The organism is Pseudomonas sp., from assembly GCF_036387035.1.
Taxonomy (GTDB): Bacteria; Pseudomonadota; Gammaproteobacteria; order Pseudomonadales; family Pseudomonadaceae; genus Aquipseudomonas.
Map to the genome: position 1 here is coordinate 23,070 of NZ_DASVUM010000167.1, position 10,751 is coordinate 33,820.

General features: G+C 60.5%; 13 protein-coding genes. 5 read left to right on the top strand and 8 right to left on the bottom strand.

The window, feature by feature from the left end; genetic code table 11:
- Window positions 1-20: 20 nt before the first annotated feature.
- From VF672_RS16180 to VF672_RS16190, 3 genes are all read right to left on the bottom strand, one after another.
- The gene (locus VF672_RS16180; RefSeq protein WP_331105574.1) at window positions 21-1,022 is read right to left on the bottom strand and encodes a rhodanese-related sulfurtransferase; all 1,002 of its coding nucleotides are present in this window, start codon (window positions 1,020-1,022) and stop codon (window positions 21-23) included.
- A gap of 280 nt (window positions 1,023-1,302) precedes the next feature.
- Entirely contained in the window at window positions 1,303-1,599 is a 297-nt protein-coding gene (locus VF672_RS16185) for a BolA family protein (RefSeq protein ID WP_331105575.1), read from the bottom strand.
- A 12-nt stretch (window positions 1,600-1,611) separates the two neighbouring features.
- Window positions 1,612-2,148 carry a DUF2059 domain-containing protein gene (locus VF672_RS16190; RefSeq protein ID WP_122535666.1) on the bottom strand — a complete coding sequence of 179 codons (537 nt, stop codon included), beginning with the start codon at window positions 2,146-2,148 and terminating at the stop codon, window positions 1,612-1,614.
- Between the two features lie 260 nt (window positions 2,149-2,408).
- On the opposite strand from VF672_RS16190, the gene VF672_RS16195 reads away from it, so the two are divergent.
- From VF672_RS16195 to VF672_RS16205, 3 genes are all read left to right on the top strand, one after another.
- A complete protein-coding gene (locus VF672_RS16195; RefSeq protein ID WP_331105576.1) occupies window positions 2,409-3,803 on the top strand; it encodes a class II fumarate hydratase in 1,395 nt (464 codons plus the stop codon).
- Window positions 3,796-4,410 (top strand): NAD(P)H-dependent oxidoreductase, encoded by a 615-nt coding sequence (locus VF672_RS16200; RefSeq protein ID WP_331105577.1) that lies wholly within the window; start codon window positions 3,796-3,798, stop codon window positions 4,408-4,410. The genes VF672_RS16195 and VF672_RS16200 overlap by 8 nt, the downstream gene beginning before the upstream one ends.
- Window positions 4,411-4,563: 153 nt before the next feature.
- The gene (locus VF672_RS16205) at window positions 4,564-4,785 is read left to right on the top strand and encodes a DUF6316 family protein (protein WP_331105578.1); all 222 of its coding nucleotides are present in this window, start codon (window positions 4,564-4,566) and stop codon (window positions 4,783-4,785) included.
- Here the strand turns inward: VF672_RS16205 and VF672_RS16210 are convergent.
- Both VF672_RS16210 and VF672_RS16215 read right to left on the bottom strand, forming a co-directional pair.
- Window positions 4,752-5,390, bottom strand: coding sequence for a tRNA-uridine aminocarboxypropyltransferase (locus VF672_RS16210; RefSeq protein WP_331105579.1), 639 nt, complete (start codon window positions 5,388-5,390; stop codon window positions 4,752-4,754). The genes VF672_RS16205 and VF672_RS16210 overlap by 34 nt on opposite strands.
- A gap of 10 nt (window positions 5,391-5,400) precedes the next feature.
- A complete protein-coding gene (locus tag VF672_RS16215) occupies window positions 5,401-6,294 on the bottom strand; it encodes a LysR family transcriptional regulator (protein ID WP_331105580.1) in 894 nt (297 codons plus the stop codon).
- 165 nt (window positions 6,295-6,459) lie between these two features.
- On the opposite strand from VF672_RS16215, the gene speB reads away from it, so the two are divergent.
- Both speB and VF672_RS16225 read left to right on the top strand, forming a co-directional pair.
- Window positions 6,460-7,410 carry an agmatinase gene (gene speB / locus VF672_RS16220; protein WP_331105581.1) on the top strand — a complete coding sequence of 317 codons (951 nt, stop codon included), beginning with the start codon at window positions 6,460-6,462 and terminating at the stop codon, window positions 7,408-7,410.
- Between the two features lie 551 nt (window positions 7,411-7,961).
- The gene (locus VF672_RS16225; RefSeq protein WP_331105582.1) at window positions 7,962-8,252 is read left to right on the top strand and encodes a hypothetical protein; all 291 of its coding nucleotides are present in this window, start codon (window positions 7,962-7,964) and stop codon (window positions 8,250-8,252) included.
- Between the two features lie 124 nt (window positions 8,253-8,376).
- Here VF672_RS16225 and VF672_RS16230 read toward each other — a convergent pair whose 3' ends face one another.
- From VF672_RS16230 to rmuC, 3 genes are all read right to left on the bottom strand, one after another.
- Window positions 8,377-8,502: a PA1414 family protein gene (locus tag VF672_RS16230; protein WP_331105583.1), complete on the bottom strand. Its 126-nt coding sequence runs from the start codon at window positions 8,500-8,502 to the stop codon at window positions 8,377-8,379.
- Window positions 8,503-8,684: 182 nt separating this feature from the next.
- On the bottom strand, window positions 8,685-10,136 hold the full coding sequence (locus VF672_RS16235; protein ID WP_331105584.1) for an NCS1 family nucleobase:cation symporter-1: 1,452 nt from the start codon (window positions 10,134-10,136) through the stop codon (window positions 8,685-8,687).
- Window positions 10,137-10,495: 359 nt separating this feature from the next.
- Window positions 10,496-10,751 (bottom strand): DNA recombination protein RmuC (gene rmuC / locus VF672_RS16240; protein WP_331105585.1); only part of this gene is annotated, 256 nt, incomplete at its 5' end.

A 10,751-nucleotide genomic window follows, 5' to 3' on the forward strand; every position in this document is an offset into this window, starting at 1 on the left:
AGCAGGCGGGTGGACATGGCTCAGGCCTCGTCGCTTACGGTTTCAGTGGCTTTGGTTTCAGCGGCTTGGGTTTCAGTGGCCTGGCCATCAAGGGCACGGTAATTGCGACCGATCGGGTGAGGCTGATTGCGCGCCTTCGCCAGTTCGATCTGTTTCTGCCGGTCGATGGCGCTGCGTCGGGTCTTCTCGCTCAGCGAATCCCAGCAGTGCGGGCAACTGACGCCCGGCGAATAGTGCTCGCTGGCACGGTCTTCTGCGCTGATCGGGGTGCGGCAGGCATGACATTGATCGTAGTCGCCTTCGGTCAGGTCGTGACGCACGGTGACGCGGTTGTCGAAAACGAAGCAGTCGCCCTGCCAGCGGGTCTCTTCCTCGGGCACTTCTTCCAGGTATTTGAGAATGCCGCCCTTGAGGTGGTAAACCTCCTCGAACCCTTCGCCCAGCATGTAGCTGGAGGCTTTTTCACAGCGAATGCCGCCGGTGCAGAACATCGCGACCTTCTTGTGTTTCGCCGGGTCGAAATGGGCTTTGATGTAGTCCGGAAACTCACGGAACGACGTGGTCTTTGGGTCGATGGCGCCCTCGAAGGTGCCGATCGAGACTTCGTAATCGTTGCGTGTGTCGATCAACAGCACTTCAGGGTCGTCGATCAGCGCGTTCCAGTCCTTGGGGTCGACGTAAGTGCCGACGGCCTTGTTCGGGTCAACGCCCGCCACGCCAAGGGTCACGATCTCTTTCTTGAGTTTGACCTTGGTGCGGTAGAACGGCTGCTCGTCGCAGTACGATTCCTTATGATCGATGTCGACCATGCGCGGATCGTTTTTCAGCCAGGCCATCAAGCCGTCAATGCCCTCGCGGCTGCCGGAGACCGTGCCGTTGATGCCTTCTTCGGCGATCAGCAAAGTGCCCTTGATGCCGTTGTCGACCATCGCCTGCAACAGCGGCTCGCGCAATGCGACGTAATCGGAAAGGGTGACGAATTTGTACAGCGCCGCGACGACGATGGGTGCGGTTTGGGTCATGTGGCGTCTCCAGGTGGCGACCCTCGCAAAGGGCCTACCGGGTGAATAATTCAGATGAACACGTGCCCACCGGGCAGCGCGGCGCGAATTCTACCAAGAATCGCCGGCGGGCAGACAGGATGGTTGATCAGTGGGGATCGAAGCGGGTCATCTACAGAGCATCAGAGCATCGCACGACAGCCGGGCCGGTAGGAGAAGGCTCGCTGACGCACGCGAAGTGTCAGAAAAATGTATCAACCGCCACAACGCATTCGCCAGCAAGCCGGCTGCTACCGACCGCTCAGTCATGCCCACCGGCACAGGTCGGGGACGACGGCGCGGCGCCGAGCTTCGCCCATTCCTGCGGGGTGTAGGTGTGCAGCGCCAGCGCGTGGAACTCACCCATCAGGCCACCCAGAAGGCCATAGACCTTCTGGTGTCGCTTGACCGCGTTGAGGCCGGCGAATTGCTCGCTGACCACCACCGCTTTGTAGTGAGTGTCCGTGCCACGACTGTGCATGTGGCTTTCATTGAGCACCTGCAGGTACTCCGGCTGAAAGACCGTCAACGCGGATTCGATTCGCTGTTGCATGCTCATGTCGGGCTTCGCTTATGGCTTCTTGGCAGGGGCTGCCGGTGCAGCAGGCTTGGCGCCGGCCGGGGTCAGTTCCTTGGTCATGTCGGCGAGCAGCTTGTTGACCACAGGCACCGCGCTTTCCAGTTTGCTCTGAGTCAGCTGGAACGACTGCTGGCTGATCTGCGGCATCTTGGCCTGGACTTTCTGGCCCAGCGGCGACTGGTAGAAGGCCACCAGGTCTTTCAGCTCGCTTTCGCTGAAGTTGGAGGTGTACAGCTTGACCATGTCAGGCTGCAATTTAGGCCAGCTGATCACCTGGTCCAGCGCGGCATTGGCTTTGCCCTGGTAGGTTTCGAGGGTGGCTTGCTTGGACGCAGGCGCTTTGGTTTCAGCGAAACGCTGCGCGAACATCTGCTGGACTTGCATGTAAACCGGCGCACCCAGTTGATCGGCGTGGGCCAGTTTGAGGAACGCTACAGCACTGGCTTCATGGCTGGCGGTGTCGGCAAGAACCTGGCCGCTGGCACATACCAGAGCAACCGCAGCACAAATGGCACGAAGACGGGTCATCGAGTTTCCTTATCTAGCAGGCGAGGCAGAACCCCAAGGCCGGCCATTCTGCGCCCCTTTGCGTATTCCCCTCAACCCCCGACCCTACGAGCGGTTACCGCGCGGACGTGACGCACTCGCGTATACGAAGGTTTAGCACGACCGCCCCGCCCCTTTTGTCGCACACTGTCGCACCTGTTCCGACCACGCAGCCGCCAGGGGGAACCCCGTCGGCTTCACGGTTACTAAATTGCGCACACCCATCTTAAGGAGAGAGTCCAGTGAGCCGTACCGAAACCGACAGCATAGGTCCGATCGACGTCCCCGAAGACGCTTACTGGGGCGCGCAGACGCAACGCTCTTTGATCAATTTCGCCATTGGTCAGGAGCACATGCCGCTGCCGGTGCTGCACGCGCTGGCACTGATCAAAAAAGCCGCCGCCCGGGTCAACAACCGCAACGGCGATTTGCCCACCGACATCGCCAACCTGATTGAGCAGTCCGCCGACGAAGTGCTGAACGGCAAGCTCGACGACCAGTTTCCGCTGGTGGTCTGGCAAACGGGCAGCGGCACGCAAAGCAACATGAACGTCAACGAAGTCATCGCCGGGCGCGCCAACGAACTGGCCGGTCAAGGCCGCGGCGGCAAGTCGCCGGTCCACCCCAACGACCACGTCAACCGCTCGCAAAGCTCCAACGACTGCTTCCCCACCGCCATGCACATCGCGGCCGTGCAGGCAGTGAAAGAACAGCTGCTGCCAGCAATCGCCGAATTGTCCAGCGGCCTGGCAGAGCAGTCTTCGCGCCACATGAAGCTGGTGAAAACCGGCCGCACGCACATGATGGACGCGACGCCGATCACCTTCGGCCAGGAACTCTCGGCTTACGTCGCTCAGCTGGACTACGCCGAAAAAAGCATCCGCGCTGCATTGCCTGCGGTGTGCGAGCTGGCTCAGGGCGGCACTGCCGTCGGCACCGGGCTGAACTCGCCCCATGGATTCGCCGAAGCGGTGGCCGCCGAACTCGCCGCCCTGTCCGGGCTGCCCTTCGTCACCGCGCCGAACAAGTTTGCCGCGCTGGCCGGGCATGAGCCGCTGACCGCGCTGTCGGGCGCGCTGAAGACCCTCGCCGTTACTCTGATGAAGATCGCCAACGACTTGCGCTTGCTGGGTTCCGGCCCGCGTGCGGGTCTGGCCGAGGTCAAATTGCCGGCCAACGAGCCCGGCAGCTCGATCATGCCGGGCAAGGTCAACCCTACTCAGTGCGAGGCGCTGTCTATGCTGGCGTGTCAGGTCATGGGTAACGACACCACGATCACCTTCGCCGCCAGTCAGGGCCACCTGCAACTGAACGTGTTCAAGCCGGTGATCATCCACAACCTGCTGCAATCGATCCGCTTGCTCGGTGACGGCTGCCGCAACTTCAACGAACACTGCATCGCCGGCATGGAGCCCGACGCCGAAAAAATGGCCGAACACCTGGAACGCGGCCTGATGCTGGTGACCGCGCTGAACCCGCACATCGGCTACGACAAGTCGGCGCAAATCGCCAAAAAAGCCTACAGCGAAGGCCTGACCCTGCGCGAAGCAGCCCTGCAACTGGGCTTCCTGACCGACGCCGAGTTCGACGCCTGGGTGCGCCCGGAAAAGATGCTCGAGGCCGGCAGCAATGGCTGAAGCAATCAGCGGCGCCACGCCCCTCGAAGGCTATGGCAAACGCATCTTGATGATCATCGGCACGCCGAAAAGCATGAGCCTCGGCCACGCGCTGGGCGAGGCTTATGCCCAGGGCGCGCGCAGTCAGGGTCATGTCGTGCGGGTTCTCAAGCTTGAGGAAATGGATTTCGATCCGGTGCTGCGCGGTGGCTACGAATCCGCGCAAACGCTGGAACACGATCTGCTGGAAGCCCAAAGGGAGGTTCACTGGGCGCAGCACCTGGTGTTCGTTTATCCAGTCTGGTGGGGCGGGCTGCCGAGCCTGCTCAGTGGATTCTTCGACCGGGCGTTCATGCCCGGCTTCGCCTTCAAGGCCCACGGGCGGCACCACCCTTCCAACGAACTGCTCAAAGGCCGGACGGCGGAATTGCTGGTGACAATGGACACGCCGTCACGCTATTTTCGCTGGGTCTTCAAGGCCCCCGCGCATCGGCAGATGGTCAGGACGATCCTGGAATTCTGCGGGATCAAGACCACACGCCTGACCGAGTTTTCTCCGGTGCGCACCTCCACGGAGGAGCAGCGTCAGCAGTGGATTCGCCAGGCCGAAGCGCTGGGGAAGCGCTGAAATTGAGGCCTGCACTGCGACAAATACAGCGCGGGCTTGCACGTTGATGGAACCGTTGAGAACGCTACTATTCAAATGCTGTGACTAAAGCCCTGGCGACGCCTGTCGCCTGTTCAGATCACTCGCGTACCGCCTCAAAGCCCGGAGAAGGCCATGTTAAGCAAGCGTGAACAAGATCCAGCTCCCACTGTTCGATTTCGCAGCGACCGCGTTTCCCGTGTCAACGGCCTGTATTTCTTCAGCACCCGAGAAAATACCCTCGAAGGCCCGTTCATGAGCAAAGAAGACGCAGCCCGCGAAACCGAAGCTTATATTCGCCGGATGCAGGCCGCCGGTGCGTATCAGCCAGGCATGCCCTCCTCGCTCAACGGCTGATCGCCGTCCACCACTTGCGAATGATTGCGGCGAAAGGTGTCCTCACCCATCGCCCTGATCTGTCCGTCGATCAACGCATCAAATGGCCGCAACAGCGCCTCGAACGAGGACTCCGGTTCCAGCGTGTGCAGCGCATGGACGATGGCCTCCAGTGTCGACAACGCGTCGGGGCCTGGTGCCTTGCGCAACCGGTAGCGTGACGGCGGAGCGTCCGTCAGCACGACCCTTGGCAAGGCTGCCAGGATCGGGTTGAGGTGAATCAACTTGCGCGCCTTGCGCCATGTGCCATCGGGCACCACCAGCATGAGCGGCTTATCGTCGGCATTGCGGGCCTCCAGCGTACCGGCCCCTTCTCCCGGAAACAGCAGACACACCCGGTAGTCTGCACGGTTCAGCCAGTGCGCCAGATCCTCAAACACCTCACCCACCCGCAACTCGGCATTCTCCAGACCCAGCGCTGCGAGCCGCGCCGTATTGAGTGCATGGTTGGCCTCACTGGGGTGCTGCAGGATCAGTATCCGGGTCCTGCTGTCCAACGCGGGAATCAGCGCACACAGGCAATGATCGATGGGACGCAGACAGCGTTCGCAGCGGGCACGGGACATCGTCGGTTTCCTACAGTGGATTGAGCTGCGCTTTCAGCAGATCACGAAAGGTCTGAATCAGGGGCTCGCGGCTGCGTCCGCGACGCAGGATCATCGAAAACGGTGCCTGATAGCCGAAGGTCGCAGGCAGCAGAACCCGCAAGTGCCCCGAATCTACCCACGACTGCGCATAGTGCTCCGGCAAGTAACCGATGTAGGCACCGGACAGCACCAGAATCAGTTGCGCCTCCATACTCTCGACCGTCGCCGCACTGTGCTTGAAGCCGTGGCGAGCGAGTTCTGCCTGGCTCCAATAGCCACGCCCGACCATGCGCTGCTGAGTGATGACCGGTTCCGGAATGCGTCGCTCGGCATACAGCGTGTGGCGATTACTGCAGTAAAGCCAGTGCTGTTCGCGGTATAGCGGCTGGTAGAGCAAGCCGTTCATGCGCGTGGAAAACGAGCCAATGGCCAGGTCCAGCCGGTTATCCAGCACGCCCAGTTGCAGTTCGTACGGACTCATCACCGACAGATGCAGATGCACCGCGGGATGCTCCGCACTGTAAGCGCCGATCACTTCCGCAAAAGGCAACGCGCGGTCGCTCACCGTGGAGTCCAGCACCCCCAGATTCAGCGTGCCGCGCAGTTCGCCCTTGAGCGCAGCCGCGTAGAGTTCGAAGCCTTCCAGCTCGCCGAGCAAGCGCAGGGTTTCCTGATGGAACAGCTCGCCCTTGCTGGTCAGACTGAACCCGCCGCGGCCGCGATGGCAGAGCACGATGCCCAACGCGGCTTCCAGCTGGCTCATGTAAGTACTGATCGCCGACGTGGACAGATTGAGTTCTTGCTGGGCGCTGGCGAAGCCCTGATGGCGCACCACACAGGCAAAGATACGCAGCAATTTAAGGTCGGGGAGCGCGCTGGCCATGGCGTTTCCAAGGTTGATGTGCCGCGCAGCTTACCGATAGTTCAGGAATATCTGAACTAAGTATTTCGCGTGGCCGATTGTTCGTACAACCGACGGTCAACAGAATCGGGGCCTTGCTGGAAGTCACCTTCCAACCGTTTCGATTACCACCGATGAGGCATTCCTGTGGACAAGATTTTCCATCAACCACTGGGCGGCAACGAAATGCCGCGCTTCGCCGGCATCGCCACCATGATGCGGCTGCCGCACCTGCAGACGGCGGCCGGTCTGGATGCAGCCTTCATCGGCGTGCCCCTGGACATCGGCACTTCCCTGCGCGCCGGGACCCGCTTTGGCCCTCGGGAAATCCGTGCCGAGTCAGTGATGATTCGTCCTTACAACATGGCCACCGGCGCCGCGCCGTTTGATTCGCTGTCAGTGGCGGACATCGGTGACGTGGCGATCAACACCTTCAACCTGCTGGACGCCGTTCGCATCATTGAAGAGGCGTATGACGGCTTTCTCGAGCACAACATCATCCCGTTGACCCTGGGCGGCGATCACACGATCACGCTGCCGATCCTGCGCGCCATCCACAAGAAGCACGGCAAGGTGGGACTGGTGCACATCGACGCCCATGCGGACGTCAACGACCACATGTTCGGCGAGAAGATCGCCCACGGCACCACGTTTCGCCGTGCGGTGGAAGAAGGTTTGCTGGACTGTGATCGCGTGGTCCAGATCGGCCTGCGCGCCCAAGGCTATACCGCTGAAGATTTCAACTGGAGTCGCAAGCAGGGCTTCCGGGTGGTTCAGGCCGAGGAGTGCTGGCACAAGTCGCTGGCGCCGCTCATGGCTGAAGTGCGCGAGAAAGTGGGGGGCGGCCCGGTGTACCTCAGCTTCGACATCGACGGCATCGACCCGGCCTGGGCGCCAGGCACCGGGACACCTGAGATCGGCGGCCTGACCACCATTCAGGCAATCGAAATCATACGTGGGTGTCAGGGGCTGGATCTGATTGGCTGCGACCTCGTCGAAGTCTCCCCGCCCTACGACACCACCGGCAACACCTCGCTGCTCGGCGCCAACTTGTTGTACGAGATGCTCTGCGTGCTGCCGGGCGTGGCGCACCGCTGAATCAGCGGGGACGAACGGACTCAGCCGGTTCTCGCTTTTTAGGTGGGACCGGTGTTAACCGGGAAAAGAACGGTGCATTCCCTCGGCCGTGCGGTGTGTGGTCTGACGCCTTCCCGGCTGAAGCCGGTCCCACAATGGGGAACGCGCTTCGGCCTCGACTGCGCGGTGTCTGGTCTGACGCCTTCCCGGCTGAAGCCAGTCCTACAATGGAGAACGCGCTTCGGCCTCGACTACGCGGTGCATGGTCTGACGCCTTCCCGGCTGAAGCCAGTCCTACAATGGAGAATGCGCTTCAGCCTTGAATTTGCGCTGTCACAGCTGCCTTCTTCCCGCTCCAACCAGCGCCACTAACCTGTTGCGAGTTGTTACAAAAAAACCGCACAAACCTCCCGCTCCTCTCTCGCCAACTTGGGCTAGCCTTAGTCCGAGACCGCCTGCGTCGCGCGCAGCAGCGAAGGAATTCAGCGTGGTTGCTCATCGGGCATTGCGCCACAACCCTCTGTATTTTGATGTTGGGGTGATTACCACTTAAATCAAAGCAGAGGCCCGCCATGAAGCGTAGCGAAGTCAGGCAGCATGTGATCGATACAATCGGGATGATTCTGGTCGACAAAACCCTGATTCAGGAAGCGGACGACGTGCTGCTCGATGCGCTGGAGCTGGACGAAGCGGACTTCAAAGAGTTCTTTTCAATCCTGCAAAGCGACTTCGGCATTGTCCTTCCCAACCGGATCAAAACCGATATCTCAGCCATGTCGGCGCATTCACCTTATGGCCAACTCACGCTGCAAGGCCTGATTGATCTGATTCTTGTCGAGAAAAGAGGCAAAACTCATCACTGAGCCGCAAATGCGATCGATTCAGAGGGAGCGCCGAGGCAAAGCAGATTTGACCTGACGGTCCGGGGAGAAACGAGAGCGGGCTATCGGGCGATAGCGCCGCTTTTTATTGCGTCAGCGAAAGCGCTTAACGGCGTGGACGACAACGCTCGTCATCATTGGTGCGCACCGGAACGGGTTGCAGCTTTGGCGGTTCGATCAGCCCGAGCGCGACGCCTGCATTGTGAAGCCATTCTTGCAATTTGCTGTTCATATAACGCCCCCTTCAGGGAAATACTCGGCAGCCAATGTCTGAACTGCTTAAGGCAGATCATAGTGCTAACGCGCACTTTACGCCTGCTACCGAGTGTCGCGGCAGGAAATTTTTACTTTACTGGACGTTGTGACACTGCAAATCGCACAGACGAATAGGTTACGCGACCAACGGCACCCCTGTCAGCTTGCAGCAACAGGCGTCAACACCGCGCGTTCATGGGCCTGGCGCCGCCGGGCGAAGAGAAAGAACAGGCCGCCGCCCAGGAAACATCCTGTAAACCATGCAAAGTTGGCCATCGGCTGTAACGCCGGAACGAAGGTGATTGCGATCCCTGCCATCGTCGCCAGGATCAACGCCTTGACCGCTGTGTAGTTCACCCCGCCGGTGTACCAGTAGCGGCCGGTCGGCCCGTCGTTAAACAGCGCGTCGACGTCAATCTGCTGTTTCTTGATCACGTAGTAGTCCACCAGCAGGATGCCGAACAACGGCCCGATGAACGCTGCAAGCACATCCAGCGTGTAGTGGATAACGGCGGGGCTGTTGAACAGATTCCAGGGCGTGATGAAGATCGACGCAACCGCCGCGATCATTCCGCCTGCACGCCAGCTGATTTTGCTGGGGGCGACGTTGGCGAAGTCGAACGCCGGCGACACGAAGTTGGCCACAATGTTAATGCCAATCGTCGCGGTCACGAACGCAAAGGCACCGAGCAAGACTGCGACATTATTGTCGATGCGCGCCACGGTGGCGATCGGGTCATGCAGCATCTCGCCGAAGACTGGCAATGTCCCGGATACGATGACGACGGTCACCAGCGAGAACGCCAGAAAGTTGATGGGCAGGCCCCAGAAGTTGCCGCGACGGACCTCCGACATGCTCCGGCAGTAGCGGCTGAAGTCGCCAAAGTTGAGCGTAGGACCCGAGAAGTAGGACACCACCAGCGCGGTGGCCATGATGACTTGAGAAAACGCTTCCCAGCCGGTCAGCGATTTCTCGGAGAGGGTGAAGCTGATGTTGGCCCAGCCTGCCTTCCAGACTATCCAGCCCGCCAGGATGAACATCACCGCATAGACCACGGGACCAGCCCAATCGATGAAACGCCGGATCGAGTCCATGCCGGTCCAGAACACGGCAGCCTGGACCACCCAGAGCGCAAGGAAGCCGAACCAGCCGAGGTAGGACAAACCGGCAAATTGCGATTCCGCGTAGACCGACATCTGCGGGAAAAAGCGCAGCACCACGATAATCAGCGCACTGGACGCCAAGTAGGTCTGCACCCCGTACCACGCCACCGCAATAAGGCCGCGGATCACCGCTGGAATGTTCGCACCGAACACTCCGAAGGCGAGGCGACAGATCACCGGGTAAGGCACAGCCGCCTGCTGACTAGGCCTGGCGAGCAGATTGGCGACGACCTGGATGATGCAGATGCCCACTAACAAAGCGATCAGGACCTGCCAACTGGCGAGCCCGAGGGCGAACAGGCTGGCGGCGAAGACGTAGCCCCCCACGCTGTGCACATCACTCATCCAGAACGCGAAAATGTTGTACCAGGTCCACTTCTGCGGCACGGGGCCCAGGTCCTCGTTATACAAGCGGGGGCTGTAGCCCTTCGGCAATGGCTCGGTCATCGCATTTCTCCCTTCAGGACGAACCGGCTCCCGGCATCACACGTGAACACACTGCGTACGGGAGCATGTGTGGGTTGTATACGAAACTATAGGCAGAATGCGTGCCATTTCTCACCGAGCCCTAGTGCAAGGCCTCAAAACAGCGGGTTCTGAGCGATGAGCGACGATAACCGTCGCGTTTGAAAAGGTGGGATAACAGGCTCGTGTGCCTGCTGGCAGTGCACCATGATCAATGCCGGTGCGTTCTCGCAACGCAGGGGGACATGCGAACGCGTGGGATTAATTTGTATACGATCCGCGCGGGCTTTGTACCGACTATGCGCCCGCGAGTTCTCGCTTCCTCGTAAAGCCACTCTTGATTATTCAGGCAGATGCGCCAGCCCATCCGGGTCGGTCATCGCCCGCTCCAGCAAATCCGGTGGCAGACTCTTGCTGGCCCGCGCACCCAGCAGTTTGAGCTGTTCACTGCGGCTGATCAGATTGCCGCGCCCCTCGACGAGCTTGTTTCGCGCCGCGCTGTAGGCCTTGTCCAATTGTTGGAGGCGGCTGCCGACTTCGTCCAGGTCCTGAATGAACAGTACAAACTTGTCGTAGAGCCACCCTGCCCGCTCGGCG

Bases quoted from the DNA above. Each gene is read 5' to 3' on its own strand.
- VF672_RS16225 (WP_331105582.1), top strand. From the start codon at position 7,962: ATGAAGCGTAGCGAAGTCAGGCAGCATGTGATCGATACAATCGGGATG.
- VF672_RS16210 (WP_331105579.1), bottom strand. From the start codon at position 5,390: ATGTCCCGTGCCCGCTGCGAACGCTGTCTGCGTCCCATCGATCATTGC.
- VF672_RS16180 (WP_331105574.1), bottom strand. From the start codon at position 1,022: ATGACCCAAACCGCACCCATCGTCGTCGCGGCGCTGTACAAATTCGTC.
- VF672_RS16190 (WP_122535666.1), bottom strand. From the start codon at position 2,148: ATGACCCGTCTTCGTGCCATTTGTGCTGCGGTTGCTCTGGTATGTGCC.
- VF672_RS16185 (WP_331105575.1), bottom strand. From the start codon at position 1,599: ATGAGCATGCAACAGCGAATCGAATCCGCGTTGACGGTCTTTCAGCCG.
- VF672_RS16235 (WP_331105584.1), bottom strand. From the start codon at position 10,136: ATGACCGAGCCATTGCCGAAGGGCTACAGCCCCCGCTTGTATAACGAG.
- VF672_RS16215 (WP_331105580.1), bottom strand. From the start codon at position 6,294: ATGGCCAGCGCGCTCCCCGACCTTAAATTGCTGCGTATCTTTGCCTGT.
- VF672_RS16230 (WP_331105583.1), bottom strand. From the start codon at position 8,502: ATGAACAGCAAATTGCAAGAATGGCTTCACAATGCAGGCGTCGCGCTC.
- VF672_RS16205 (WP_331105578.1), top strand. From the start codon at position 4,564: ATGTTAAGCAAGCGTGAACAAGATCCAGCTCCCACTGTTCGATTTCGC.
- VF672_RS16200 (WP_331105577.1), top strand. From the start codon at position 3,796: ATGGCTGAAGCAATCAGCGGCGCCACGCCCCTCGAAGGCTATGGCAAA.